The organism is Stenotrophomonas sp. Br8 (genome assembly GCF_014763005.1).
GTDB classification, from domain to species: Bacteria; Pseudomonadota; Gammaproteobacteria; order Xanthomonadales; family Xanthomonadaceae; genus Stenotrophomonas; species Stenotrophomonas lactitubi.
The window spans coordinates 77,761-103,999 of sequence record NZ_JACGTN010000009.1 but is presented as its reverse complement, the minus strand read 5'-3'; the positions used below and the strand labels follow the sequence as shown (position 1 = coordinate 103,999).

At 66.9% G+C, this 26,239-nt stretch carries 26 protein-coding genes and 1 tRNA gene; 15 read left to right on the top strand and 12 right to left on the bottom strand.

Features of this window, described 5'->3' with window-relative positions:
• Positions 1-22: 22 nt before the first annotated feature.
• Positions 23-1,471: an amidohydrolase family protein gene (locus H3005_RS10480; protein ID WP_191078126.1), complete on the top strand. Its 1,449-nt coding sequence runs from the start codon at positions 23-25 to the stop codon at positions 1,469-1,471.
• Positions 1,472-1,503: 32 nt separating this feature from the next.
• Here the strand turns inward: H3005_RS10480 and H3005_RS10475 are convergent, their stop codons facing one another.
• Positions 1,504-2,433, bottom strand: a complete 930-nt coding sequence (locus H3005_RS10475; RefSeq protein ID WP_191078125.1) for a LysR family transcriptional regulator — start codon at positions 2,431-2,433, stop codon at positions 1,504-1,506.
• Between the two features lie 93 nt (positions 2,434-2,526).
• Between H3005_RS10475 and H3005_RS10470 the strand changes: the two genes are divergently transcribed.
• Positions 2,527-3,723: an MFS transporter gene (locus H3005_RS10470; RefSeq protein WP_191078124.1), complete on the top strand. Its 1,197-nt coding sequence runs from the start codon at positions 2,527-2,529 to the stop codon at positions 3,721-3,723.
• Between the two features lie 293 nt (positions 3,724-4,016).
• Here H3005_RS10470 and H3005_RS10465 read toward each other — a convergent pair whose 3' ends face one another.
• The 5 genes from H3005_RS10465 to H3005_RS10445 form a co-directional block, all read right to left on the bottom strand.
• The gene (locus H3005_RS10465; protein ID WP_191078123.1) at positions 4,017-4,685 is read right to left on the bottom strand and encodes a YoaK family protein; all 669 of its coding nucleotides are present in this window, start codon (positions 4,683-4,685) and stop codon (positions 4,017-4,019) included.
• Between the two features lie 9 nt (positions 4,686-4,694).
• Complete coding sequence (locus H3005_RS10460) at positions 4,695-5,201, bottom strand: hypothetical protein (RefSeq protein WP_191078122.1); 507 nt, start codon at positions 5,199-5,201, stop codon at positions 4,695-4,697.
• Positions 5,198-6,598: a PhoH family protein gene (locus H3005_RS10455; protein ID WP_100552169.1), complete on the bottom strand. Its 1,401-nt coding sequence runs from the start codon at positions 6,596-6,598 to the stop codon at positions 5,198-5,200. Before H3005_RS10455 ends, H3005_RS10460 begins: the two co-directional genes overlap by 4 nt.
• A gap of 84 nt (positions 6,599-6,682) precedes the next feature.
• On the bottom strand, positions 6,683-7,162 hold the full coding sequence (locus H3005_RS10450; RefSeq protein ID WP_191078121.1) for a peroxiredoxin: 480 nt from the start codon (positions 7,160-7,162) through the stop codon (positions 6,683-6,685).
• A gap of 91 nt (positions 7,163-7,253) precedes the next feature.
• Positions 7,254-7,814, bottom strand: coding sequence for a glycine cleavage system protein R (locus H3005_RS10445; RefSeq protein ID WP_025879444.1), 561 nt, complete (start codon positions 7,812-7,814; stop codon positions 7,254-7,256).
• A gap of 164 nt (positions 7,815-7,978) precedes the next feature.
• Here H3005_RS10445 and dapA point away from each other — a divergent pair, with 164 nt between their 5' ends.
• Together dapA and H3005_RS10435 are read left to right on the top strand one after the other, a co-directional pair.
• Positions 7,979-8,872 (top strand): 4-hydroxy-tetrahydrodipicolinate synthase, encoded by an 894-nt coding sequence (dapA, locus tag H3005_RS10440; protein ID WP_191078120.1) that lies wholly within the window; start codon positions 7,979-7,981, stop codon positions 8,870-8,872.
• Between the two features lie 32 nt (positions 8,873-8,904).
• On the top strand, positions 8,905-9,420 hold the full coding sequence (locus H3005_RS10435) for a hypothetical protein (RefSeq protein WP_100552172.1): 516 nt from the start codon (positions 8,905-8,907) through the stop codon (positions 9,418-9,420).
• A gap of 235 nt (positions 9,421-9,655) precedes the next feature.
• Here H3005_RS10435 and fdxA read toward each other — a convergent pair whose 3' ends face one another.
• Positions 9,656-9,979 carry a ferredoxin FdxA gene (fdxA, locus tag H3005_RS10430; protein ID WP_005409054.1) on the bottom strand — a complete coding sequence of 108 codons (324 nt, stop codon included), beginning with the start codon at positions 9,977-9,979 and terminating at the stop codon, positions 9,656-9,658.
• 187 nt (positions 9,980-10,166) lie between these two features.
• Here fdxA and H3005_RS10425 point away from each other — a divergent pair, with 187 nt between their 5' ends.
• On the top strand, positions 10,167-11,591 hold the full coding sequence (locus tag H3005_RS10425; RefSeq protein ID WP_191078119.1) for a sugar porter family MFS transporter: 1,425 nt from the start codon (positions 10,167-10,169) through the stop codon (positions 11,589-11,591).
• Between the two features lie 459 nt (positions 11,592-12,050).
• Here the strand turns inward: H3005_RS10425 and H3005_RS10420 are convergent.
• Positions 12,051-12,125 (bottom strand) — tRNA-Glu (locus H3005_RS10420).
• 49 nt (positions 12,126-12,174) lie between these two features.
• On the opposite strand from H3005_RS10420, the gene pcnB reads away from it, so the two are divergent.
• From pcnB to pgi, 7 genes are all read left to right on the top strand, one after another.
• The gene (gene pcnB, locus H3005_RS10415; protein WP_100552174.1) at positions 12,175-13,554 is read left to right on the top strand and encodes a polynucleotide adenylyltransferase PcnB; all 1,380 of its coding nucleotides are present in this window, start codon (positions 12,175-12,177) and stop codon (positions 13,552-13,554) included.
• 3 nt (positions 13,555-13,557) lie between these two features.
• Positions 13,558-14,043: a 2-amino-4-hydroxy-6-hydroxymethyldihydropteridine diphosphokinase gene (gene folK / locus H3005_RS10410; protein ID WP_089240329.1), complete on the top strand. Its 486-nt coding sequence runs from the start codon at positions 13,558-13,560 to the stop codon at positions 14,041-14,043.
• Between the two features lie 34 nt (positions 14,044-14,077).
• Positions 14,078-14,893 carry a 3-methyl-2-oxobutanoate hydroxymethyltransferase gene (gene panB / locus H3005_RS10405; RefSeq protein WP_191078118.1) on the top strand — a complete coding sequence of 272 codons (816 nt, stop codon included), beginning with the start codon at positions 14,078-14,080 and terminating at the stop codon, positions 14,891-14,893.
• Positions 14,890-15,729, top strand: a complete 840-nt coding sequence (gene panC / locus H3005_RS10400; protein WP_191078117.1) for a pantoate--beta-alanine ligase — start codon at positions 14,890-14,892, stop codon at positions 15,727-15,729. The genes panB and panC overlap by 4 nt, the downstream gene beginning before the upstream one ends.
• Positions 15,730-15,795: 66 nt before the next feature.
• A complete protein-coding gene (locus H3005_RS10395) occupies positions 15,796-16,290 on the top strand; it encodes a hypothetical protein (RefSeq protein ID WP_191078116.1) in 495 nt (164 codons plus the stop codon).
• A gap of 87 nt (positions 16,291-16,377) precedes the next feature.
• On the top strand, positions 16,378-16,758 hold the full coding sequence (gene panD / locus H3005_RS10390; protein ID WP_191078115.1) for an aspartate 1-decarboxylase: 381 nt from the start codon (positions 16,378-16,380) through the stop codon (positions 16,756-16,758).
• Positions 16,755-18,269, top strand: a complete 1,515-nt coding sequence (pgi, locus tag H3005_RS10385; protein WP_191078114.1) for a glucose-6-phosphate isomerase — start codon at positions 16,755-16,757, stop codon at positions 18,267-18,269. Before panD ends, pgi begins: the two co-directional genes overlap by 4 nt.
• Before the next feature lie 90 nt (positions 18,270-18,359).
• Here pgi and H3005_RS10380 read toward each other — a convergent pair whose 3' ends face one another.
• Together H3005_RS10380 and H3005_RS10375 are read right to left on the bottom strand one after the other, a co-directional pair.
• Complete coding sequence (locus H3005_RS10380) at positions 18,360-18,929, bottom strand: response regulator transcription factor (protein WP_032952096.1); 570 nt, start codon at positions 18,927-18,929, stop codon at positions 18,360-18,362.
• A complete protein-coding gene (locus H3005_RS10375) occupies positions 18,926-20,146 on the bottom strand; it encodes an ATP-binding protein (protein WP_089240341.1) in 1,221 nt (406 codons plus the stop codon). Before H3005_RS10375 ends, H3005_RS10380 begins: the two co-directional genes overlap by 4 nt.
• Positions 20,147-20,260: 114 nt before the next feature.
• Here H3005_RS10375 and ispG point away from each other — a divergent pair, with 114 nt between their 5' ends.
• The 3 genes from ispG (at position 20,261) to H3005_RS10360 (ending at position 23,106) form a co-directional block, all read left to right on the top strand.
• Positions 20,261-21,526, top strand: coding sequence for a flavodoxin-dependent (E)-4-hydroxy-3-methylbut-2-enyl-diphosphate synthase (gene ispG / locus H3005_RS10370; protein ID WP_089240343.1), 1,266 nt, complete (start codon positions 20,261-20,263; stop codon positions 21,524-21,526).
• Positions 21,507-22,256, top strand: a complete 750-nt coding sequence (locus H3005_RS10365) for a phosphatase PAP2 family protein (RefSeq protein ID WP_089240345.1) — start codon at positions 21,507-21,509, stop codon at positions 22,254-22,256. Before ispG ends, H3005_RS10365 begins: the two co-directional genes overlap by 20 nt.
• Positions 22,257-22,458: 202 nt before the next feature.
• Positions 22,459-23,106 carry a response regulator gene (locus H3005_RS10360; RefSeq protein WP_025878804.1) on the top strand — a complete coding sequence of 216 codons (648 nt, stop codon included), beginning with the start codon at positions 22,459-22,461 and terminating at the stop codon, positions 23,104-23,106.
• Between the two features lie 290 nt (positions 23,107-23,396).
• Here the strand turns inward: H3005_RS10360 and eda are convergent, their stop codons facing one another.
• Together eda and edd are read right to left on the bottom strand one after the other, a co-directional pair.
• Positions 23,397-24,056, bottom strand: coding sequence for a bifunctional 4-hydroxy-2-oxoglutarate aldolase/2-dehydro-3-deoxy-phosphogluconate aldolase (gene eda / locus H3005_RS10355; RefSeq protein WP_191078113.1), 660 nt, complete (start codon positions 24,054-24,056; stop codon positions 23,397-23,399).
• A 235-nt stretch (positions 24,057-24,291) separates the two neighbouring features.
• Positions 24,292-26,208 carry a phosphogluconate dehydratase gene (gene edd / locus H3005_RS10350; RefSeq protein WP_100464861.1) on the bottom strand — a complete coding sequence of 639 codons (1,917 nt, stop codon included), beginning with the start codon at positions 26,206-26,208 and terminating at the stop codon, positions 24,292-24,294.
• Between the last annotated feature and the right edge of the window lie 31 nt (positions 26,209-26,239).

Here is a 26,239-nt window from a genome sequence, read left to right as displayed (position 1 = left end):
CGTGCCCACCAGGATGCTCTCCATGTTCCGTTCCCGTCCGTTGTCCCTTGCAATCCTTCTTGCCGTTGCGCCGCTGTCGGCGTCTGCCGCCGAACGCGCCGATCTGCTGATCCGCAACGCCACGGTGGTCGATGTCGAGCACGCACGCAGCATGCCCGGGCAGAGCGTGGTCATCCGTGGCGAGGACATCGTCGCGGTCGGTCCCGATGCGCAGGTGCGCAGCCAGTGGAGTACCAGCCGCCAGATCGACGCCAAGGGCAAGTACCTGATTCCGGGCTTGTGGGACATGCACGTGCACTTCGGTGGCGGCCCGGCGCTGGTGGAAGAGAACAAGGCGCTGCTGCCGCTGTACATCGCCCACGGCATCACCACGATCCGTGACTGCTCCGGGGATCTTCCGCAGCAGGTACTGCAGTGGCGCGGTGAAATCGCCAACGGCACGCTGTTCGGCCCGCGCCTGCTGACGTCCGGTGCGAAGATCGAAGGCATCAAGCCGGTCTGGAAAGGCACGATCGAGGTGGGCAGCAAGGCCGACGCGGACGAGGCGATCGAGCGCCTGCAGCACGACAAGGTCGACTTCGTGAAGATCACCGACAGCACGCTGACCCCGGAGCTGTTCCTGTACTCGGCCAGCGCCGCGCGCAAGGCGGGTTTCAAGGCCTCAGGCCATATTCCGATGGCGTTGACGGTGGAACAGGCAGTGGATGCAGGCCTGGCCTCGATCGAACACCTGGACTATGCCTTCAAGGCTGGCAGCAAGGATGAAGCGCAGATCGCCGCCGATTTCGGCGCCGGGCGCATCGACCGCGCCGAGGCCAACCGCCGGCTCGACGCCAGCTTCGATCGCGAAACCGCGCTGCATGCCTATCGTGATTTCGCCAAGCGCGGCGTATTCGTGACGCCCACGCTCAACGGCGGCCGTATCCTCGACTTCCTCGACCAGGACGACCACGCCAACGACCCATATCTGGCTTACATCGGCCCGGGCCTGCGTGCGACCTATACCTGGCGCGTGGGGCGCGCTGCAAAGGCGACGCCCGCGCAGATCGAAGCGCGCCATGCGCAGTACCACCAGGTGGCCGCAGTGCTGCCGCTGCTGCAGGAAGCGGGGGTGACGATCATCGCCGGTACCGATGCGGGCTTCCTCAACTCGTTCAACTATCCGGGTATCGGCCTGCACCAGGAGCTGCAGCTGTTCGTGAAGGAAGGTCTGAGTGCACCGCAGGCGCTGTCGGCCGCGACCCGCTCCGGCCCGGCCTGGTTCGGCCAGATGCAGCGCTATGGCGGTGTTGCCACGGGCAAAGCCGCCGATCTGGTACTGCTGACCGCCAATCCGTTGCAGGACATCGCCGCCACCGAAAAGATCGACAGCGTGATCCTGCGCGGCGATGTGTACGATCGCGCGGCGCTGGACAGGATGCTGGCCGACACCAAGGCCAAGGTCGCTGGCTGGAATGCCGCGGCGAAGTAGAACCACGCCCGCGGTGATGTGGCCGGCAGCGCCTAGCGCGGTGCCGGCCGCATGCCATGCAGTTGCGGCAGCGCGGCTTTCATCGCGTCGATGAAGGCGCGCAGGCGCAGGGGTTGCTGTCGCGCCGCAGGGAACACCAGGTGCACCGGCAGCGGCGGTGCCTGCCAGTCCGGCAGCAGCTGCACCAGCCGTCCTTCGGCCAGATCGTCGGCCACCAGCCAAGCCGAAACCACCGCCGCGCCCAAGCCAGCACGTGCAGCCTGCTGCACCACGAACAGGTTGTCGCTGAGCAGGCGTGGCGTGATCGACAGCGTGTGTGCGCGGCCTTGCGCGTCGTGCAGCAACAGACGTTCGCGGTAGTAGGTGACCAGCGAGGTCCACGGCAATGCCTGCGCCTGTTCGGGCGTGGTGATCGAACCCGCGTCGGCCAGCGAGGGTGCGGCCACCACGATGCGCGGTACTTCGGCCAGCGGCAGGGCGACCATGCGCGGTTCATCGACCGTGCCGACCCGCACCGCGCAGTCGATGCCTTCGGCGATGAAGTCCGGACGGCGGTCCTCAAGGATCCACTCCAGGCTCAACTGTGGATGCTGGGCGAGGAAATCGAGCATGGTCGGCAGCAGCTGCGCCTGGCCGAATGCGTGCGGCACCATCACCCGCAGGCGCCCGCTGAGCATCTGGGCCTGGCCGTGCAGCTCGGCCTGCAGCGCTTCCCATTCGTCCACCACCCGCTGCGCATGGCGTTGGCAGCGCTGGCCGTCCTCGGTCAGCAGCAGGCCGTGGGTGGACCGTTGCAGCAGGCGCAGGCCCAGTTGCCGCTCCAGGGCTTGAAGCCGACGGCTGACGGTGGGCTGGGTGGTACCCAGTTGCAGGGCAGCAGCAGAAAGGCTGCCGCTGTCCACGATGCGCAGGAAAGTGCGCAGCAGGTCCAGGCGGTCGCCACCCAAAGCAAGATCGTTCATGCGTATTACGTATGACAAGTATGTAAGTGAGCCTACTACAGACGTGTCGCGAATATGGTCAAGCTACGCTCCACTTCTTTCCCGGATGCCCCCATGTCCACTCCCTCGCTCTCAACCATCACCACTGCGCCCAGCGCTGCGCCCGCCCCATCATTGGTGCTGGCCATGGCCGCCGGCGCGGGCTTCTCGGTGGCCTCGCTCTACTACAGCCAGCCGATGCTGGGCCTGATCGCCCAGGATCTGGGCGCGGGCGAGCGCGCCGTGGGCCTGGTGCCGACCCTGACCCAGCTGGGTTATGCGCTGGGCATCCTGCTGCTGGCTCCGCTGGGCGACCGCTTCGACCGGCGCAACCTGATCCTGCTGAAGTCGGTGCTGTTGGCGTTGGCCCTGGGTGCGGCGGCCTTGGCCGGCCAGTTGCCTGGGCTGCTTGTTGCCAGCCTGCTGGTCGGGCTGATGGCCACGCTGGCGCAGGACATCGTGCCGGCCGCTGCGGTGCTGGCGCCGGATGCGCAGCGTGGGCAGGTGGTGGGCAGGGTAATGACCGGCCTGCTGCTGGGCATCCTGCTGTCGCGCGTGGTCAGCGGCGTGGTGGCCGAAGCCTGGGGCTGGCGCGTGCAGTTCGGCCTGGCGGCGCTCTCGGTGCTGGCGATGGGCGCGGTGATGGCACGGGCACTGCCGCACTTCGCCGCGACCAGCACGCTGCGCTACCCCGCGCTGTTGGGCTCGTTGCTGGCGCTGTGGCGCGAGCAGCCGCAGTTGCGTCGCGCCGTGGCCAGCCAGTCGCTGCTGGCGGTGGGCTTCAGTGCGTTCTGGTCGACGCTGGCGCTGATGCTGCACGCACGCCTGGGTCTGGGCAGTGCCGCCGCGGGTGCGTTCGGTATTGCCGGTGCTGCGGGTGCATTGGCTGCGCCCGTTGCTGGCCGCTTCGCCGATCGCTTGGGCAGCCCTGCGGTAGCGCGGTTGGCGATCGCCGTCGCGCTGGCAGGCTTTGCCTTGTTGCTGGCCGAGTCATGGCTGCCGGCCACTGCGCTGCTGCCGTTGCTGGTGGTCAGCGCGTTGCTGTTCGATTTCGGTTTCCAGTCGGCGCTGGTCGCGCACCAGACCCTGGTCTACGGCCTGGTGCCGCCGGCACGCAGTCGCCTCAACGCGTTGCTGTTCACCGGTATGTTCGTCGGCATGGCAGGCGGCGGTGCATTGGGCAGCCTGGCGTTGGCGCAGTGGGGATGGCAGGGCGTGGCGTGGCTGGCGACGATCTGTGCTGGTGGCAGCCTGCTGATCCGCCTGCGTTGAGGGGGTGTTCGGCAGGGCTGCGCCCTGCACCTGCAGAGGCCACTGCGCAAGCAACAGCAACAGCGTGCGTGCATTCCGTGGGAGGGCGTGGCGGTGTCGGATTGCGGGGACGCCGCAAGTACGTCCCTGTAGGCTTGGCCGCGCCATCCATGGCGCGGACACCCCGCAATCCGACACCGCCCCGCCTTCGACAGCGTCCCGGTGACGGTCAGTAGATCCACGCCATGCGTGGATATCGCGGAAATGATCGGAGGGACAACGTAGATCCACGCCATGTGTGGATGACGCCATGTTCACCGCCGCCAGCGTGCCCACTGCTGGTAGAACACATAGCCCAGGCCGGTCAGTCCGGTCAGCAGGGCAGGGGCGAGCAGGGCGTCGTACTGCCAGCGCACGAACAGCCAGGCGCCGATGACGCCGCCCGCGAGGAAGCCGCTGATGATCAGGCCGCTCAGGGTCAGGCGTCGTATCTGCAGCGGCAGTCCGCGCAGCACGTGGCCGAGGCCGATGCCGAGGTCGGTGAACATGCCGCTGAGATGGGTGGTGCGTACGACGGCACCACTGAAGGTGGTGGCCATCGCGTTCTGCAGTCCGCACGCCATTGCGGCTGCCAGTGCGCCCCAGATCTGATGCTGCTTGAACAGCGGAATGGCGGCCAGCAGCAACAGTGATTCCAACGCCAGCGCTACGCCGTAGCGGCGGCCCAGCTGCAGTGCGCTGTCCTGGATCAGCAGCCCGCTGACCATCGCGCCCAGGGAGAACGCGATCAGCAGACCCCACAGGTGGCCGACCGCGCGCCAATCCCCCTGCGCCAGCGCCATGCCGAGCTGGCTGGTGCTGCCGGTCATGTGGCTGACCGCCTGGTGCTCAAAACCCAGGAAGCCGACCACATTGACCATGCCGGCCACGCACGACAACGCGACCGCGCCGATCCAGACCCAGGTGGGCAGGCGGATTCCCATGGCAGGCCCTCAGGGCCCGCCGAAGCCGCCGTTGAACTGCAGCTCGTTGAAGGTGCCGCTGGCCGGATCGAAGACCGCGCCCCAGAACTGCGCGCCACCATCGCAGACCCGCACCGCTTCGCGGGCGGGCCGCAGACTGTTGTCTTCAGGCAGGTGGAACGCGTTGATGTAGATCACCCGCTTTCCGTCCAGTTCGATGCCCACATACTGGCGGTCGAAATCCATGACATGCGGCACCTGCGTTTCCAGCGATGCCAGCTTCGCTTCCAGCTGGTCCACCTGCTGCCGGCTCGGTGCCCAGTAGCCGCTGACCCGCCCGGCCTCGCGGCCGGGGCTGGGGCGCGAGCAGGTGTCGAGCACCTGCGCGGCGATGATCGGGCGGGTGACCACCCAGGACTGGCCGCTGCGTTCGGTGGTCGGCACGCTGGCCGGTCCCTGCGTGGTCGCGCAGGCACCGAGCAGCGTGGTAATGGCGACCGCCATCGATGGCAGCAGCAGGCGGGTGCAACGGTTCACAACACCTCCGACGCGTAATCGGCCAGCCGCGAGCGTTCACCACGACGCAGCGTGATGTGCGCGCTGTGCGGCCAGTTCTTGAAGCGGTCCACCGCATAGGTCAGGCCCGACGTGGTTTCGGTCAGGTAGGGGGTGTCGATCTGTTCGACGTTGCCCAGGCAGACGATCTTGGTGCCGGGGCCGGCACGGGTGATCAACGTCTTCATCTGCTTGGGCGTCAGGTTCTGCGCCTCGTCCAGAATCAGGTAACGCGACAGGAACGTACGGCCGCGCATGAAGTTCATCGAGCGGATCTTGATGCGGCTGGCGAGCAGATCGTTGGTCGCCTGGCGGCCCCACGTGCCGCCTTCCTGGTTGTGCGTCAGCACTTCCAGGTTGTCGGTCAACGCGCCCATCCACGGCGTCATCTTCTCTTCCTCGGTACCGGGCAGGAAGCCGATGTCCTCGCCGACGCTGACCGTGGCGCGGGTCATGATGATCTCGCGGTAGCGCTGCTGGTCCATTGTCTGCGCCAGGCCGGCGGCCAGCGCCAGCAGGGTCTTGCCGGTGCCGGCGGTGCCGAGCAGGGTGACGAAGTCGATTTCCGGGTCCATCAGTGCGTTGAGCGCGAAGTTCTGCTCGCGGTTGCGCGCGCTGATGCCCCACACGGCGTGGCTGCCGTGGCGGAAGTCATCGACCAGGGACAACACCACCTTGCCATCGCCGACGATCTTGCTGACACGCAGCTCGACTTCGTCTTCGCCCGGCAGGTAGACGTACTGGTTCGGGTACCACTCTTCGCCGTCCTGGGCGAGGACTTCGTAGTGGGTGCGGCCCTTGTCGCTCCAGCTGCGCAGATCGTCGCCGTGGCGCTTCCAGAAGTCTTCCGGCAGCTCGGTGGCGCCGGTGTAGAGCAGGCTGAAATCGTCCAGAGCACGGTCGTTTTCGTAGTCTTCCGAAACGATGCCGGCGATGGCCGCCTTGATCCGCAGGTTGATGTCCTTGGAGACGAACACCACCGGAATTTCCGGCGTTTCTTCCTTCAGTGCCAGGATCGCGCCGAGGATGGCGTTGTCCGGGATGACCTTGCCAAAGCTCTTGCCCGCGTCGAAATGGCTGGTCTGGAAGCGCAGCTTGCCCACGCTCTGCTTGCCACGCAGCTGCAGGCCCTGCGGCCGCTGCAGCGGAATGCCCTCGGCCAGGTTGTCCAGGCCCGAAGCCTGTACCAGCTCGTTGAGGAAGCGGCTGACCTGGCGCGCATTGCGGCTCGCTTCGGTCGTGCCCTTCTTGCCGTTGTCCAGCTCCTCGATCACCTGCATGGGCAGGTAGACATCGTGCTCCTCGAATTTGAACAGCGCGGTGGGATCGTGCATCAGCACGTTGGTATCCAGCACGTAGATGCGCTTGCCTCGGGTCATCATCGGTTCCTGGTTACGGACAGGGAAAAACCACCACGACCTGCTGCAGGGCAGGGTGGTGGCGGACAAAGTGGGCGATGGGACTCACTTGGAGGGATGGGCCTTCAGTTCGGCAAGCACGGCGTCGGCATGGCCGGCGACCTTGACCTTGCGCCATGACTGCACGATGCGGCTGTCGGGGGAAATCAGGAAGGTGCTGCGCTCGATGCCACGTACCTGTTTGCCGTACATGTTCTTCATCTTGATGACGTCGAAGGCGGTGCACAGCGCTTCATCGGCATCACTGACCAGCGGGAACGCGAAGCCCTGCTTGGCACAGAAGTTGTCGTGGGACTTCACCGAGTCGCGGGAGACGCCAAGCACGACCGCGCCCGCCTTCGTGAAGTCGGGCAGCAGTGCGTTGAAGTCGATGCCCTCGGTGGTGCAGCCCGGGGTGCTGTCCTTGGGGTAGAAGTACAGCACCAGCCACTGGCCGGCGTAATCGCCGAGGGTGGCCTGGGCGCCGCCGGACAGGGCCAGCGGCAGGGAGAGGGTGGTGCTGTCCAGGGTATCGCCGTTGTTCATGAGGTCCTTCTGTCGAGCCTGGGTTCTTTCTACGACAATTGCATGAAACGCCACGCGCCCGTGAGGAGCGCGCGAAAAATCCGGGTTTCAATCAGAACTTCATCGGGTCCATGATCGCGTCCAGGTTCAAGTGGTCGCAGAACTCGAGGAAATCGTCGCGCAGGGCAGCGATGTGCATGTTGGCCGGCACGCCGATGGTGACCTGTGCGCTGAACATTTCCGCACCGGTCTGCATGGCGCGGTAACGCGTGCTCTGCAGGGTCTCGATGGTGATGCCCTGGCGATCGAAGAAATCGGCCAGCTGGAACAGGATGCCCGGCTTGTCGGCGGCGATCACCTCGACGATGTACGGCAGCAGGTTGGACTGCGCCTGCTTGGCTTCGGTGCGGTACCAGACCAGCTTCAGGCCTTCCTCGCGCTCAAGCCGGGTCAGCATCGCTTCCAGCTTGGCGACCGAATCCCAGGAGCCGGTGGCCAGCGCGGTCACCGAGACATCGCGGCCCACGGTGGCCAGACGTGCATCCACCAGATTGCACCCGCTGTCGGCGATGCGACGGGTGACGGACAACAGGGGGGACTCCGGATGCGTCGTATAGGCGTTGATCAGGAGGTGGTTTTCGCTCGGCGCTGGGCGCGGGGTGGTGTCGGTCAAGGCGATTCCGGGTAATGCATGCGTTAGTCTGAATGCCCGCCAGAGGCGGGGATCCACCGGTGTCCAGCATACTTGCCCGTGCTTTCGCGCCGCAAGTAACATTCAGATCGCCCCCGGCCTTTCGTGGCGGGCGTTTTCCCTCCCCAGCCAAGAGCAGCACGTCCTTGTCCCTTTCCGGCCTCATCACCGCGCTGGCGACCCCCTTCCGGGCCGACGGTGCACTCGACCCCGACGGTTGGCAGCGCCTGCTGCACCTGCAGCTGGAGGGCGGCGTCCAAGGCGTTGTCGTTGCCGGCTCCACCGGCGAGGCAGCCACCCTGTCCGATGCGGAGTACGACCAGCTGCTGGCCAGCGCGGTCGAACGCATCGCCGGCCGCGTTCCGGTCCTGGCCGGCACCGGCCTGTCCGGCACCGCCAAGACCATCGAGCAGACCCGCCGCGCCGCCGCGCTCGGTGCCACCCACGCGCTGGTGGTCACCCCGCCGTACGTGCGGCCGACCCAGGCTGGCCTGATCGCGCATTACCGCGCGGTCGCTGACCAGGCCGGATTGCCGGTGGTGCTGTACAACGTGCCCGGCCGTACCGGCTGCGACATGCTGCCGGAGACCGTGGCCGAGCTCGCCAGCCATCCGAACATCGTCGGCATCAAGGAAGCGGTGGGTGATACCGGCCGCGTACGCGCGCTGCTGGACCTGCGCAGCCCGACCTTCGCCGTGCTCACCGGCGATGACGGCACTGCCGCACGTTCGATCCAGGCCGGCATGGACGGCCTGATCTCGGTCGGCTCCAACGTGCTGCCCGGCGCCTACCGCCGGATGTGCGACCTGGCCGCTGCCCGTGACCATGAAGCCGTCGAATCCTGGGATGCGCGCCTGCAGCCGTTCCACGACTTCTGCGGTGTCGAATCCAACCCGATTCCGGTCAAGGCGCTGTTGCGTCGGATCGGCATCGGTCATGATCTGCGCCTGCCACTGCTGCCGCTTTCGGCTGCACACACGCCTGCCGCCGACCATCTCGCCGGCGATATCGCCGCCCTCGAAGCCCTTTCCAGCCACTGACCTTCCGTCTTGGTCTGATCCAGGAGATTCACATGCGCCAATCCGTTTCCGCCGTTCGCGTGCTGTCCTTCGCGCTCCTTGCCGTCGCCACTGCTGCCGGCACCACCGGTTGCTTCAAGCGTGGCGTCAAGGGCGACTACGCCCTGGCCCCGGAAGTGCGTCCGCTGGAAGTGCCGCCGGACCTGAACCTGCCGGCAGGCGCCGGCAACAACCAGGTGCCGACCCTGAGCTCGGCAACCAAGCCGGCCGCTCCGGCCGCCGCCGCTCCGGCGGTCAGCGCCACCGGCTTCACCATTGCCGGCACCAAGGAAGACGCCTTCGCCAAGGTCGGTACCGCGCTGGAAGGCGTGGAAGGTCTGACCATCGCCACCCGCGCGCAGCTGCTGGGCTCGTACGACGTGGCCTATGAAGGCAGCAACTTCCTGGTCCGCGTGGTCGCCGTCGACGCCGGTGCGTATATCTCCGCAGTCGACCCGCGTGGCCTGCCGGCCACCGCCGCAGCGCCGGTGAAGCTGATTGCCGCACTGAAGGCGAAGCTGGCCCCGTAACGGCCGGTCCGGTGGGTGCGGACCTGCGGGTTCGTGCCTGCGCGGTAGAGGCTGACCTTGGTCGGCGCTTTGTGCCAACCAAGGTTGGCAGCTACCAAGGCAAGAACGGAAAAGGGCGCCCTGGGCGCCCTTTTCATTGCCAGCCGGTTGGTACCTGCCGTGGTAGAGGCCGACATTGGTCGGCGCTTGTGTGCCAACCAAGGTTGGCAGCTACCAAGGCCATGCTGCCGGCGCCTCAGCGCTCCAGCAGCTTCAGCTTGTCCGGCTTGCCGTCCCACTCACCGGCATCGGCCGGCGGGTCCTTGCGCACGGTCAGTACCGGCCACTCCTTCGCCAGTTCTGCATTGAGGGCGACGAAACCTTCCTGGCCAGCGGGAACATCGTCTTCCGGGAAGATCGCGTTGACCGGGCACTCGGGCTCGCAGAGGGTGCAGTCAATGCACTCGTCCGGGTCGATCACCAGGAAGTTCGGGCCTTCGTGGAAGCAATCCACGGGGCACACTTCCACGCAATCGGTGTGTTTGCACTTGATGCAGTTTTCGGTGACGACAAAGGGCATGGGTAGGGGGCGAATCGCTTTCTGAACCTGCCAATTCTAGAACAGGTTGGCCCCCGGTGTCGGTTGCCGTGTGAAAGTGGGGCAGATTGGCGCCCCTAATGCCCATTTGGCGGCATGCCCGCCCTGTGCGACGCTGCCAAGGCCGCCGGCCCGCTTCGGTCGGCCCCCTTCCTTTGCAGGATCCTTCATGTCGCCAGTCCAGCCCGGTGCCGCCTCCAATGGCGGTGAGAACACGGCCTTCATCGTCCTGATCAGTTGCGCCGCCACTCTTGGTGGTTTCCTGTTCGGCTTCGATAGTGGCGTCATCAATGGCACCGTCGACGGTCTGCGCCAGGCCTTCAACTCCAGCGAGGCCGCGCTTGGCTTCGAGGTGGCCTCGATGCTGCTGGGGTGCGCGATCGGCGCGTTCGCAGCCGGCTGGCTGGGTGATCGGCTGGGACGTCGTGGCGTGCTGATCGGGGCGGCCGTGATGTTTCTGGTGTCGGCGCTGGGCGCCGGCGCCGCACATGCGTCCTGGTTGTTCGTCTGCGCGCGCGTGCTCGGCGGATTCGCCGTCGGTGCGGCCAGCGTGATGTCGCCGGCCTACATCGCCGAAGTCGCGTCGGCACGCTATCGCGGCCGGCTGGCGACCGTGCAGCAGATGGCGATCATCTGCGGCCTGTTCGCGGCGTTCCTCAGCAACTATCTGCTGGCCCGGGCGGCGGGCGCCTCGACCGAGCCGCTCTGGCTGGGGCAGGAGGCATGGCGCTGGATGTTCTGGATGCAGGCGCTGCCGTCGCTGCTGTTCCTGCTGTTGTTGCTGGTGATCCCGGAAAGTCCGCGCTTCCTGGTGATGAAGGGCCGGCAGGCGCAGGCGAGGGCGGTGCTTGGGCGGTTGTACGGTGAGCGTGCCGCGGTGAACAAGCAGGCCGAGATCGAAGCGAGCCTGGCTCAGGACCAGCACAAGCCGCGTTTCGGCGACCTGCTCAACAAGGCCACCGGTAAGCTGCGTCCCATCGTCTGGGTCGGCATCGGACTGGCGATGTTCCAGCAGCTGGTCGGCATCAATGTGGTGTTCTATTACGGCGCCGTGCTGTGGCAGGCGGTGGGTTTCTCGGAAAGTGACGCGCTGCTGATCAACGTATTGTCCGGTGCGCTGAGCATCGGCGCCTGCCTGCTGACGGTAGTGCTGATCGATCGCATTGGCCGCAAGCCGCTGCTGTGGGTCGGTTCGGTCGGCATGTCGGTGGCGCTGGCGCTGATGGTGGTCGCCTTCGCCAGTGGCAGCCTGGCCGATGGTCGCCTGCAGCTGTCCGACGGCATGGGCCGGTTGGCGCTGGTAGCGGCCAACGTCTACGTGGTGTTCTTCAACATGTCCTGGGGCCCGGTGATGTGGGTGATGCTGGGCGAGATGTTCCCGAACCAGATCCGCGGCCCAGCGTTGGCGGTGGCCGGTGCTGCGCAGTGGACGTCGAATTTTGCGATCACCGTGACCTTCCCGATGCTGCTGGCCGGCATCGGCCTGGCCGGTGCGTACGGCATCTACACCGTCGCCGCGATCCTCTCGATCATCTTCGTCGTCCGCTACGTGCGCGAGACCAAGGGCAAAGAGCTGGAGCAGATGGAAGGCTGACGCGCTTCGGCTTCGGAGCGATCCGTTCGCGCCTCCCTGCTACGTGGGGGAGGGGGCAGGCCGCCCTCTCNNGGGCGGCCTGCCCCCTCCTGACAGTTTCATGGTGCGTGCGGACGCGGCGAAGCGCTGGTCGGTTGCTGCCGCGGCTCGCGGGAAACCGTCCAGAGTCGGTGGGGTCACCCAGGGCAGGACCGTTGGCGCCAAGGGTTAGGCGCATGCGCCGGACGGGCTGGGCAGGACGCCCAGCCCAGGTCTTGCCGAGTGCGCAGGACAGCGCACGCGAGCAAGGCGCCATCGAGACCCCATGGATGGGTTCACGGCGTGTCCTGCCCTGGGTGACCCCACCGGCTCAAGCCGGTAGCAGGGAGGCGCTCAAGCGACCAGCCCAGTCGGCGACACGATTCCGGAAAACAGAAAAGCCCGCACAAGGCGGGCTTTTTCGGTTCCTGCTGCGGCGACTGGTGCTCCCTAGGGGACTCGAACCCCTGTTTTAGCCTTGAGAGGGCCACGTCCTAACCACTAGACGAAGGGAGCAGTGTGTCGCTGCCGGTGCAGGAGCGCTAGTATATGCACCTCGATGCCATTGGGCAATCCCGAAACTTCAACCGGAAGCGCCAACATCATTTCCTCTGCTACATCACCGTTCAGCCTGCGCGTCATCCCGCGCGACCAGCACACGATCTCCCGCAAGGACATCAGCCCGAACGCTTTGCGCGTGCTTTATCGACTGCGCGATGCCGGCTTCGGCGCCTACCTTGTCGGCGGCGCGGTGCGCGATCTGCTGGTCAATGGCCAACCCAAGGATTTCGACGTGGCCACCGATGCCACGCCCGAACAGGTCAAGCAGTTGTTCCGCAACTGCCGCCTGATCGGCCGCCGTTTCCGCCTGGCCCATGTTGTGTTCGGCCGCGAGATCATCGAAGTCGCCACCTTCCGTGCCAACATCGATGACGGCAGCGGCGACCGCGAGATGGAAAACGGCATGCTCGTGCGCGACAACGTGTACGGCAGCATCGAAGACGACGCCATCCGCCGCGACTTCACCTGCAATGCCCTGTACTACGCCATCGAGGACTTCTCGGTGCGTGACTACACCGGCGGCTTCGAAGACGTGCAGGCACGCCTGATGAAGCTCATCGGCGACCCGGTGCAGCGCTACCAGGAAGACCCGGTGCGCATGCTGCGTGCGGTCCGCCTGGCGGCCAAGCTCGGCTTCCAGATCGAAGAGGGCACCGCTGCACCGATCCCGCAGCTGGCCGGCCTGCTCAATGAAGCCGCACCGGCGCGCCTGTTCGAAGAAGTCCTGAAGCTGTTCCTGTCCGGGCACGGCGTGGCCAGCTTCGAAGGACTGGAACGCTATGGCCTGTTCGACGTGTTGTTCCCGGAAAGCGCCAAGGCGCTGAAGTCGAACCGTACCGGCGCGCTGCGCCGCATGCTGATCGAGGGCCTGGCCAACACCGATGCACGCGTGGCCAACGACGAGCCCGTGTCGCCGGCGTTCCTGTTCGCGCTGTTGCTGTGGCCGGCCTATTGCCGCGCGCAGGCAACCCTGCTCAAGCAGGGCGTGGCACCGGAAGAGGCGCAGCGTCGCGCCGCCGACCGCGTCACCGTGCAGCAGTTGAGCACCATCGCATTGCCGCGCCGTTTCTCGCTGCCGATGCAGGAGATCTGGCTGCTGCAGGCGCGCTTCAGTTCGCGCCAGCGCAAGCGCGTGATGCGCACGCTCAGCCACCCCCGTTTCCGTGCCGCCTTCGATTTCCTGGCCCTGCGCCAGGTGGCATCGGCAGAGCACGAAGCCGACGTCGCGTTCTGGCGCGAAGCGCAGGCGCAGTCCGGGCATGAGCTGGATTCGTCGCTGGATTCGCTGCACAGCGAGGCCGGTGATGAGGAGGGTGGGGCGCCGCGCAAGCGTCGTCGCCGCCGTCGTCGTCCAGACGGCGCAGCTGCCGGTGCTGCCGAGTAATCCATGACCGGTGCCTGGATCGGGCTGGGCGCCAATCTGGGCGACGCAGCCAACACCGTCCGCGCGGCCATTGCCGCGCTGGGCGATCTGCCCGGAACCCGGCTGACGCAGGCGTCGCGGTTGTACGCGACGCCGGCATGGGGCAACGAGGACCAGCCGCCCTTCGTCAATGCGGTGGCCTCGGTCGACACTGACCTGTCCGCTGTCGCATTGCTGCAGGCCATGCTCGCGCTGGAGCAGCGCTTCGGCCGCGTACGCGACCCTGCCGTGCACTGGGGCCCGCGTGCGCTGGATCTGGACCTGCTGCTGTTCGGCGAGCAGGTGCTGGACCTGCCCGAGCTGAAAGTGCCGCATCCCTACCTGCACGAGCGGGCGTTCGTGTTGGTGCCGTTGGCCGAAATCGCCGCCGATCTGGCCATTCCCGGCCATGGCCGCGTGCGGGATGCAGTGATGCGGGTGGATGCCTGCGGGATCGCGCCGTTAGGGTGATAATGCCCGGGTTATCTCCCCCGGTTATCAGCACATGAGCACCCACGCAGACAGCAAGCCCTGGACCGTTCCCGCCCTGGCCGAGGCCAAGCGCAATGGCCAGAAGCTGGTCATGTTGACCGCCTACGACGCAGGCTTCGCCCGCACGTTCGATGCCAACGGTGTCGACCTGATCCTGATCGGCGATTCGCTGGGCATGGTCGTGCAGGGCCACGATTCGACCCTGCCGGTGACCGTCGCCGACATGGTCTACCACACCCGCGCGGTCGCCCGCGTGCTGCAGCGTGCGCTGCTGATCGCCGACCTGCCGTTTGGCGCCGATGCCACCCCGGAACGCGCGCTGGATGCTTCGCTGCAGCTGCTGCAGGCAGGCGCGGAGATGGTCAAGATCGAAGGTGCCGGCTTCAAGGTCGACATCATCCGTTACCTGGTCGAGCGTGAGATTCCGGTCTGCTCGCACCTGGGCCTGACCCCGCAGTCGGTGCTGCGCCTGGGCGGCTTCAAGATCCAGGGCCGTGGCGATGCCGCGCGCCAGCTGGTGGAAGACGCCAAGGCCGTTGCCGAGGCGGGCGCCAGCATCATGGTGCTCGAATGCGTGCCGACGCCGGTTGCCGCTGCCGTCACCGCTGCCGTTCCCGTGCCGACCATCGGTATCGGTGCTGGCCCGCAGTGCGATGGCCAGGTGCTGGTGCTGCACGACTTCCTTGGCCTGGACAGTGGCCACCGTCGTCCGAAGTTCGTCAAGGACTTCCTGGTCGAAGGTGGCTCGGTGGCCGGTGCCACCCGCGCCTACGCCGATGCCGTGCGCGATGGCAGCTTCCCCGACGAAGAGCACGCGTACGCCCAATGATCCAGACCTTCAACGAACTCGGTGCACTGCGCGCGCAGATCGCGCAATGGAAGGGCGAGGGCCTGCGCGTGGCGCTGGTGCCGACCATGGGCAACCTGCATGGCGGGCACCATGCGCTGATCACCCTGGCAAAGCAGTACGCCGACAAGGTCGTGGCGAGCATCTTCGTCAACCCGACGCAGTTCGGGCCGAACGAGGATTTCAGCCGCTATCCGCGCACCCCCGAAGCCGATGTGGCCGGGCTGGAGCAGGTGGGCTGCGATGCGGTGTGGCTGCCCAGCGTCGAAGCGATGTACCCGCTGGGCGTGGACAAGACCACGCAGATGCATGCGCCGGGCGTCAGTGAAGTGCTGGAAGGCGCCAGCCGCCCGGGCCATTTCGATGGCGTGTGCACGGTAGTGGCGCGGCTGTTCCTGCAGGTGCAGCCGGACGTGGCCGTGTTCGGTCGCAAGGACTACCAGCAGCTGGCGGTCATCAAGCAGATGGTGGTCGAGCTGTCGTTCCCGATCCAGATCGTCGGTGCCGAGATCGTGCGGGATGAGGATGGCCTGGCCAAGAGCTCGCGCAACCAGTACCTCAGCGCCGAGCAGCGCCCCTTGGCGACCACCCTTCATCGCACCCTGCTGGGCATGCGCGAAGGTTATGTCGCCGGGCACGACCGTGAACGCATCGAGGCCGACGCCGTCGCTGCGCTGCAGGCGGCCGGCTTCCAGGTGGATTACGCGGTGCTGCGCACCCCGGAGCTGGCCGAACCGACCTTTGATGGCGGTGGCCGCGTGGCCCTGATCGCCGCCCGCCTGGGCACCACCCGGTTGATCGACAACCTGGAGTTCTGAGCCGCATGCGGCTCAGGGGCGCCCGCAGCGGGCGCCTCTCACCTTCCCATGGACGGGAGACCGGAAATGAATACCCCCACCACTACCGGCCGTCTTGCCCGGGCCTCGGTCCTGGCGGTACTGGCCGCCGGCATGGTGCCTGCCCAGCTGATGGGCGGCCTGTTGTTCGCGCTCGACTTCGCGCGTACGCCCGTACCGGCACTCACCGGCGGTGCGCTGATGTTCGTGCTGGGCGTGTGCAACGCCATCGCGGTGTTGCTGCCGATGGCGCTGATCCTGCAGTCCCAGCGGCGTCTGCGCCGGACCGCCTTCCTGCTCGTGGGGTTCGGTCTGGGCGCGCTGGCCATGGCGACCTGTGCCTGGCCGGGCGCGGACAATGGTCCGCTGCTGCAGCGCCTGCGCTATGTCGATACCTTCGACGTGATCAGCTACGGCCTGTCGGTGCTGGCCGCGGGCGGCTTCGGCCTGGTCGCCGGGCTGGCCTTCCATACGGTGTTCGGCCTGTCGCTGCAGGGCGCCTTCGGGCATGCCCCGTCAGCGCTACCGGTCGAGGGCGCCTGAACGGTCTTCAGCGTCCCGTCGCAGCCCCCTGATGACGGCCAAGCGGGTGCTAGAATCCGCTCTTTCCTTTGCCGTTGCAGCGCCCCCATGCACCTGTCCCTGCTCAAGACCAAGATCCACCGCGCCATCGTCACCCATTCCGAGCTGAACTACGAAGGCTCGATCGCCATCGATGACAACCTGCTGGCCGCCACTGGCATCCGTGAATTCGAGCAGGTGCACATCTGGGACGTGACCAACGGTGCGCGCTTCTCGACCTATGCGATCCGCGCCGAAGCCGGCAGCGGCATCGTCTCGCTCAACGGTGGCGCCGCGCGCCACGTGCAGGTCGGTGACATCATCATCATTGCCGCCTTCGCCAGCATGACCGAGCAGGAAGCCGACAGCTTCAAGCCGAAGCTGGTGTACGTTGATGGCAACAACCAGATCTCCCACACCAACGACACGATCCCGACCCAGGCCGCATGACAACGAACAACGGATTCGACTCGCTGCATTCCCACGCCCAGCGCCTGAAGGGCGCAAGCATTCCCAACCTGCTCGCCGCCGAACCCGGCCGTGTGCAGGACCTGGCGCTGCGGGTCGGTCCGTTGTATGTCAACTTCGCCCGGCAGAAATACGATGCCGCGGCGTTGCAGGCGCTGTTGGCCCTGGCTGCCGAACGTGATGTCGGCGGCGCGATCACGCGCCTGTTCCGTGGCGAGCAGGTCAACCTGACCGAAGGCCGCGCCGCGCTGCATACCGCGCTGCGCGGTGATGTGGTCGATGCGCCGGTGGCGGCCGAGGCCTATGCCACCGCGCGCGGCATCCGCCAGCGCATGGGTGTGCTGGTGCGCGCGCTGGAAGACAGTGGCGTGACCGATGTGGTCAGCGTCGGTATCGGCGGTTCCGATCTCGGTCCGCGCCTGGTCGCCGACGCGCTGCGTCCGGTCACGGGTGCACGCCTGCGCGTGCATTTCGTGTCGAACGTGGACGGCGCCGCCATGCAGCGCACGCTGGCCACGCTGGATCCGGCGAAGACCGCCGGCATCCTCATTTCCAAGACCTTTGGTACCCAGGAAACCCTGCTCAACGGCCAGATCCTGCACGATTGGCTGGGTGGCAGCGAACGCCTGTACGCGGTCAGCGCCAATCCGGAACGCGCCGCCAAGGCCTTCGCCATTGCCGCCGATCGCGTGCTGCCGATGTGGGACTGGGTGGGCGGTCGCTATTCGCTGTGGTCGGCCGTCGGTTTCCCGATCGCACTGGCCATCGGCTTCGAGCGCTTCGAGCAGTTGCTGGAAGGTGCCGCGCAAATGGATGCGCATGCACTGGACGCGCCGCTGGAGCGCAACCTGCCGGTGCTGCACGGCCTGACCGACATCTGGAACCGCAATCTGCTGGGCCATGCCACGCACGCGGTGATGACCTACGACCAGCGCCTGGCGCTGCTGCCGGCGTACCTGCAGCAGCTGGTGATGGAAAGCCTGGGCAAGCGCGTGCAGCGCGATGGCCAGCCGGTCACCACCGACACCGTGCCGGTGTGGTGGGGCGGTGCCGGCACCGACGTGCAGCACAGCTTCTTCCAGGCCCTGCACCAGGGCACCAGCATCATTCCGGCCGATTTCATCGGCTGCGTGCACAACGACGATCCGTATACGGTCAACCACCAGGCGTTGATGGCCAACCTGCTGGCGCAGACCGAAGCGCTGGCCAACGGCCAGGGCAGCGACGATCCGCACCGCGATTACCCGGGTGGCCGCCCGAGCACGATGATCCTGCTCGACGCGCTGACCCCGCAGGCGCTGGGCGCCTTGATCGCGATGTACGAACACGCGGTGTACGTGCAGTCGGTGATCTGGAACATCAACGCTTTCGACCAGTTCGGTGTCGAACTGGGCAAGCAGCTGGCCAGCGGCCTGCTGCCCGCTCTGCAGGGTGAGGATGTCGAGGTCAATGATCCGCTGACCCGTGAGCTGCTGGCCCAGCTGAAGGGCTGACGCGGGCGGGGAATGCCGCCGGGCATGGCCCGGCGCTACCCTTCGTTACGCCGGTAGCGCCGGGCCATGCCCGGCGGATACGACGCCGCCTCACCGGCTCGGATCGCGCTCCGGGCTCGGCCGCTTGGCCAGCTTGCGCTGCAGCGAACGCCGGTGCATGCCGAGCAGGCGCGCCGCCGCCGACACATTGCCGCCGGTTTCATGCATCGCCTGCTGGATGTGCTCCCACTGCAGGCGACTGATCGGGGTCATCGCATCGGGCACTTCCATCTCGCCGTCATCGGCCGGGCCATCGTCTTCTTCGCCCAGCGCGCGCAGGATCATCGGCACCGTCGACGGCTTGGGCAGGTAGTCGTCGGCGCCGAGCTTGATCGCCTCCACCGCGGTGGCGATGCTGGCATAGCCGGTCACCAGCAGGATCCGCATGTCCGCACGCAGCGCGCGCAGCGGCTGGATCAGCGCCAGGCCGGAATCGCTGCCCAGCTTCAGATCGATCAGTGCGAACGCTGGCGGATGCTGGCGCGCCAATGCCAGTGCGCTGGCAGCATCCTGTGCGGTCTGCGTCTCCAGCCCTTTGCGGGCCAGGCTGCGCTGCAGCGTGCGCAGGTAGAGTTCGTCGTCGTCGACCAGCAGGCCGAGGGTAGAAGCAGTCATGGTCATTCCTCGCGGGGGGCCAACGGCAGGCGGAAGCCGACGCGGCTACCGGCCCCTTGGGCCGGGCGCATCCACATCTCGCCGTCCAGGCGTTCGATGGTGGCATGGGACAGGGCAAGCCCGACGCCCATGCCTTCACTCTTGCTGCTGCCGAACAGCTTGCCCGGCAGGACGGCGGCGCGGGCATCGAAGCCATGGCCGTAATCGCGTACTTCGCCGATCAGGTCGTCGCCTTCGATGCGCAGGCTGAGGTCAACGCGCGGTCGTCCAGCCTGCTCGCCGGCATCGGCAGCATTGTTCAGCAGCACCATCAGCAGGTGGCCGACGCCCGGGTCCAGCGGCAGGCGCAGCGGTGCGTCGTCGTTGCGATGCAGGTCGATGGTCGGGCGCACCAGCCGCCACTGCTCCAGCACCTGCTGGGCCGTGGAGTGGGCGCGGCCGGGGCGGTCGTTGGAGGCCGGCGCGGCCAGTGCCAGCACGCGCTCGCGGCACTGCACCAGCAGCTCGCGCAGGGTCTCCATGTCCTCGCGTACTTCCGGCTCTTCGCTGCGCTCGGCCACGTCGTCGGCAAGCAGGGTCATCGTCGCCAGCGGCGTGTTCAGTTCGTGCGCCACCGAGGCCGCATGCGTGGCCAGGGCGACGATGCCTTCGTTGCGCGCGAAGCGTTCGCGCAGCGCCGACAGTTCCAGCTCGCGCTCGCGCAGGGCGATCGCCAGCCGGGTGGAGAAGATCAGCACCACCGCAGCGGACAGCAGGAAGGTGGCGATCACGCCCCAGCGATTGAGGTCCAGCGCGTTGAAGTAGCCGGCCGGCAGCGGCTGGCCGAACAGTCCGCTGGCGGCATAGCCGAGCAGGCAGGCGCTGGCTACGGCCAGGGCCCAGCGCAGGGGCAGGGCGAACGCGGCCAGGGCGATCAGGATCAGGAACAGCGAGCCGAACGGATTGGCGATGCCGCCGCTCCAGCTGACCATCCAGGTGAGGATGATCACGTCAACCAGGATGTGGCCGAAGGCGGTCAGCGGCGCGGTATCGGCCGGCTCCGGCCGCAGCTGCGTATACAGGTTGAACACGGCAAGCACGGCCACGCCTGACCACAACGGCAGTTGCGGCAAGGGCAGTCCCAGCACCCAGGTGGCGACCAGGATGGTGGCCGCCTGGCCAGCCACGGCCAACCAGCGCAGGCTGCACAGGGTTCGGAGAAACGGGGCGTCGGGACCGGTCATTCGCGCCCATCGTATGCGTTCGCAGGGACGCCTGCCTGCGACAATCGGCCGCAGCCGCACTGCCGCCTGAATGCGACACACCCGCAAGGTCGGAGCGAGCGTTAGAATGCCCGCATGCATGACGCCGTCACCCGCCCTACAGCGCCCTCCGATGCCACTGCCTGGCCCCGTCGCCTGACCCAATCGGTCCAGATTGGTGGAGTCACCGTGGGCGGTGGCAAGCCGGTGGTGGTGCAGTCGATGACCAATACCGACACCTCCGACGTGGCGTCCAGCGTGAAGCAGGTCGCCGAGCTCTGGCGCGCCGGTTCGGAAATGGTGCGCCTGACCGTCAATACGGTCGAAGCGGCCGCAGCGATCCCGCGCATCGTCGACAAGCTGGCGATGATGGGCATCGATGTACCGCTGATCGGCGACTTCCATTACAACGGCCATCAGCTGCTGACGGCCGAACCGGCCTGTGCCGAAGCGCTGGCCAAGTACCGCATCAACCCGGGCAACGTGGGCTTCGGCAAGAAGAAGGACCTGCAGTTCGCCCAGCTGATCGAGTTCGCCATCCGCTACAACAAGCCGGTGCGCATCGGCGCCAACTGGGGCTCGCTGGACCAGGCCCTGGCGGCGAAGCTGATGGACGAGAACAACCATCGCGAACAGCCCTGGGACGCCGGCCGCGTGCTGCGCGAGGCGCTGATCCGTTCCGCGCTGGATTCGGCCGAGCAGGCCGTGGACATCGGCCTGCCGCGCGACCGCATCATCCTTTCGGCCAAGGTCAGCGGCGTGCAGGAACTGATCGCGGTCTACCGCGACCTGGCCCAGCGTTCGGACTTCGCCCTGCACCTGGGCCTGACCGAAGCCGGTATCGGCAGCAAGGGCATCGTCGCCTCGGCGGCGGCGCTGAGCGTGCTGCTGCAGGAAGGCATCGGCGACACCATCCGCATTTCGCTGACGCCCGAACCGGGCCAGTCGCGTACGCAGGAAGTGATTGTTGCCCAGGAACTGCTGCAGACCACCGGCCAGCGCGCCTTCACCCCACTGGTCACGGCCTGCCCAGGCTGCGGCCGAACCACCTCGGAGTTCTTCCAGGAGCTGGCCAAGGTGGTGCAGACACACGTGCGCGAAAAGATGCCGCTGTGGAAGATCCAGCATCCGGGTGCGGAGAACATGACCCTGGCGGTGATGGGCTGCGTGGTCAACGGGCCGGGTGAGTCGCGGCATGCCAACATCGGCATCTCGCTGCCGGGTACCGGCGAAGCACCGTCGGCACCGGTGTTCGTGGATGGCGAGAAGAAGGTGACCCTGCGTGGCGAGAACATCGCCCAGGAATTCGTCGCCCTGATCGATGATTACGTTGAACGCACCTATGTCCGAAGCGCCGGGTAAGCCGACGATCCTCGCTGCGCCGGAGCCAGCCTCCGGTTTCCGCCACTGGATGGCGCGCAATGCCTGGCGGCTGCTGTTGCTGTTTGCCGGTGTGCTGCTGCCGCTGGCCGGATTCGTCGCCCTGGCCGACGAAGTGCACGAGTTCGAGTCCTTCCACTTCGATGCGCCGCTGCTGTGGCAGATGCACGGCCTGCATTCGCCGTGGCTGGACCGCATCTTCGTGCTGCTGTCGAAACTGGGTTACGAGTGGTTCCTGATCCCGGCCGACGTGCTGATTGTCGGCGCATTGGCCTGGCACCGGCGTTGGCGTGAAGCGACCTTCGTGGCCGTGAGCTTCGTCGGGTCGGCGCTGCTGAACATGGGCAGCAAGCACTTCTTCCAGCGCGACCGGCCCAGCCTGTGGGAATCGATCGCGCCGGAATCCACGTTCAGTTTCCCCAGCGGCCACGCGATGGGCTCGATGACCCTGGCGGTCACCCTGGTGCTGCTGGCCTGGAATACCCGCTGGCGCTGGCCGGTGCTGCTGTTGGCGCCGTCGTTCAGCCTGCTGGTAAGCGTTTCCCGGGTCTATCTGGGGGTGCATTACCCCTCGGACATTCTGGCCGGATGGTGTGCCGCGCTGGTTTGGGTGGTAGGGTGCTATCTGGTCATGTTCAGCCGCCGTCATCCATGGCGACGGCACGGTTCGCCGCCAGCGACGGCCAGCGAAGCGATCACGCAAGGGGAGTGACGTGGATGCCCTCCCAAGGGCGTCTACCTGAGGGACGGGTTGTTTCGTTGTAACGGGTTCTGCAGGGCAAGGGGCACGATCAGTGCGTGAAGAATGTGATGCGCAAGGCAGAACGCCGGAATTGCGCAACATCCGCGCTTGCAGTGGTCAGGTGCTCCTGCCTAGGTTGACCCGTATTGGCCGCATTCGAAGAGGTACGTGAATGACGATTCGAGTCTACCTGGTGGATGACCACGCGTTGGTCCGCACCGGGATGAAGATGATACTGTCGAGTGAAACCGACATTGAAGTGGTGGGCGAGGCCGAGACCGGCGAAGACGCGCTGCCCGCGATCCGCCAGCTGCAACCGGACGTGGTGCTGTGTGATCTGCATCTGCCCGGGGTGAGCGGAATGGAAGTGACCGAGCGCATCGTCCGTGGCCACCGCAGCACGCGGGTGGTGATCGTGTCGGTGCTGGAGGACGGTCCGCTGCCCAAGCGCCTGCTCGAAGCGGGCGCTGCCGGTTACATCGGCAAGGGCTGCGATGCACAGGAACTGCTGCGCGCGGTGCGTGACGTGGCCGCCGGACGGCGTTACCTGGGCACGAGCATCGCGCAGAACCTGGCGTTGTCCACCGTGGAAGGCAACGGCTCGCCGTTCGACAACCTGTCGCCGCGTGAGCTGGAAGTGGCATTGCTGCTGACCCAGGGCCTGCGCCAGGAAGACATCGCCCGCCGTCTGAGCCTGAGCGCGAAGACGGTCAACACGCACAAGGCGCGGTTGTTCGAGAAGATGGGAATCCACGACAACATCGCGTTGGCGCGGATGGCCAGCCAGTATGGGTTGGTGGATCCGGCACGGCCGCTGTAAGGGTTTCGGCCAACGGCTGAGCCCCTCGCGCTTGTGCGGTTGGTTTCATGGGGTTGGCCGGGCGGATGGGCTGCGCAGGGGACGCTGCAAGTACGTCCCTGTAAGCTCGGTCGCCGCATCCATGCGGCTCACGCCCCTGCGCAACCCATCCGCCCGGCCACGGACAGGTTCCGTGCACCGCAACCGCGGAATGAAGAAGGAAGAGCAGGAGCGGGTCGCGCGCTGTGCGCGCTCGTAGCCCGGGGTCGGATCCCTTTTCCGGCGGGAAAGGGCTCTGACCCCGTAGTGCATCAGTGGCCGCGTACGCGCTTGACGATCTTCGCGGCCTGCGCCGCGCTTTCGCGCACCTTGTCCCACTGGCCGGCGTCGATCCAGTTGCCCGGCACCATCCACGAGCCACCGATGCAGACCACGTTCTTCTGCTCGAGGTATTCGGCCGCCGTGTTCTCGGTGATGCCACCGGTCGGGCACAGCTTGAGATCGGCAATCGGGCCGGCCACGCCCTTGATCATGGCCAGGCCACCCACGGCCGTGGCCGGGAACAGCTTGCAGACACGGAAGCCGCGCGCGTAGAGCGACAGCAGCTCGGTCGGCGTCGCCGCACCCGGTACCACCGGCAGCGCTGCCGCAGCCAGCGCATCGGCCAGCACCGGCGGCGTGCCCGGGGTCACCAGGAAATCCGCGCCCGCATCGATGGACTGCTGCATCTGCTCCACCGTCAGCACCGTACCGGCGCCGACCACCACATCCGGCAGTTCGCGCTTGAGCATCGCCAGCGCTTCCATCGCCACCGGCGTCCGCAGGGTCAGCTCGATGGCCGGCAATCCGCCTTCCAGCAACGCCGCACTGACCGCACGCGCCTGGTCCAGCGTATGAATCGTCACCACCGGCAGGATGCCGGCCGCATGCAGCAACTCCGCCGCCCGCACCTGATGTTGTTCGATACCCATAGCTCTGCTTCTGCCTTTGCTTTCGCTCTTGTTGTGCTTTCAATGATCGCTTCGCGGCGTTGAAGCGCCGGAGAGTGTCAGGAGGGCGCGGTCAGCCCCAGACGGGACCGTGAGCGGCATGGATGCCGCGACCGAGCCCCCATGGATGGGTTTACGGCGTGTCCCGGCTGGGGCTGACCGCGCCCTCAGCCAGGAAATCTACCGCTGCGACATACCCGCAACGCTCTTCAATCCCTCAGGCGTCCTTCGCCTCATGCGGCGCCGCCGCCGCCGCCGCATCGTGCCCCAGCTCATACTCCGCGTCGTAATCCCACGGCCCACCGTCAGCCGCCGCCGGACCGCACGAAATCGAGATCGCACCCTGATCCGCCGGACCCACCACACGCCGGTTGATCGCGAACAGGTTGCGGCCCAGGTCATTGGCGGCCGGCGCCGTATTCGGCGCATGCGTACGCGCCGCCCATTCGGCCGCGTCCACCAGCACTTCCAGCGTGCCGGCCTCACCATCCAGGCGGATGATGTCGCCCTCGCGCACCTTGCCCAGCGGACCACCGCGTGCGGCTTCCGGGGTCACGTGGATCGCCGCCGGAATCTTGCCCGACGCGCCGGACAGGCGACCATCGGTGACCAGTGCCACGCGCCGGCCCTGGTTCTGCAGCAGGCCCAGCAGCGGTGCCAGCGAATGCAGTTCCGGCATACCGTTCGCACGCGGGCCCTGATAACGCACCACGGCTACGAAATGCTCGGGCAGCAGGCCGCCGGCGTGCAGCTTGTTCAATACCTGCGGTGCATCAACCACCACGGCCGGGGCCTCGATGGTGCGGTACTGCGGCTTCACCGCCGACAGCTTGATCAGCGACTTGCCGAGGTTGCCGCGCAACAGGCGCAGGCCGCCCTGGCTCTCGAACGGGTTGTCGACACCGCGCACCACTTCTTCATCTGCGCTGCGTTCCAGGCCCGGCAGATACACCAGCTTGCCCTCGCGCAGCTGCGGTTCGCGGGCGTAGTCGGCCATGCCGCCACGGGCCACGCTGACCAGGTCGCCATGCATCAGGCCGGCCTTGATCAGTTCGCCGAACACGAACGCCGGGCCACCCGCAGCGGCGAAGCGGTTCACGTCGGCTTCGCCGTTCGGATAGACGCGCGCCAGCAGCGGAATCAGCTGCGACAGCTCGTCGAAGTCATCCCAGGTCAACACGATGCCGGCCGCACGGGCCACGGCAATCCAGTGGATGGTGTGGTTGGTCGAGCCACCGGTAGCCATCAGCGCGATGATCGCGTTGATGATCGCGCGCTCGTCGATGATCCGGCCCAGCGGACGGAAATCGTCGCCCAGCGCGGTGATGTCCAGCGCACGCTCGGTGGCTTCGCGGGTCAGTGCATCGCGCAGCGCGGTGTCCGGATTGACGAACGACGCGCCCGGCAGCTGCACGCCCATCGCCTCCAGCAGCACCTGGTTGGAGTTGGCGGTGCCGTAGAAGGTGCAGGTGCCCGCGCCGTGGTAGGAGGCCGATTCGGCTTCCAGCAGTTCTTCGCGGGTGGCTTCGCCGGCGGCGTAGCGCTCGCGCACTTCGGCCTTCTGCTTGTTGGGAATGCCCGGCGTCATCGGGCCGGCCGGCACGAACACCGCCGGCAGATGGCCAAAGGCGAGGGCGCCGATCAGCAGGCCCGGCACGATCTTGTCGCACACACCGAGGTACACGGTGGTATCGAACATGTCGTGGCTGAGCCCGATCGCGGTGGCCTGGGCAATGACATCACGCGAGAACAGCGACAGCTCCATGCCGCCACGGCCCTGGGTGACACCGTCGCACATCGCCGGCACGGCACCGGCCACCTGTGCAGTCGCGCCGAGTTCGCGGGCCACCGCACGGATCTGTTCGGGATAGGTCTCGAACGGCTGGTGTGCCGACAGCATGTCGTTGTAGGCGGTGATGATGCCCAGGTTGGCCGTCACGCCGCCGCGCAGGCGGCTCTTGTCGGTGCCACCGCAGGCGGCGAAACCGTGGGCGAGGTTGCCGCAGCTGAGGCGGCTGCGGAACGGGCCATCGCGCAGGGAGGCGTCGATCGCTGCCAGATAGGCGGCGCGCGAGGCGGCGCTGCGGCGGATGACGCGCTCAGTGATGGCTTGCAGTTGCGGATGGAGGCTCATTGGCTACCGGCGTTCGAGGTGGCGAGAGGCG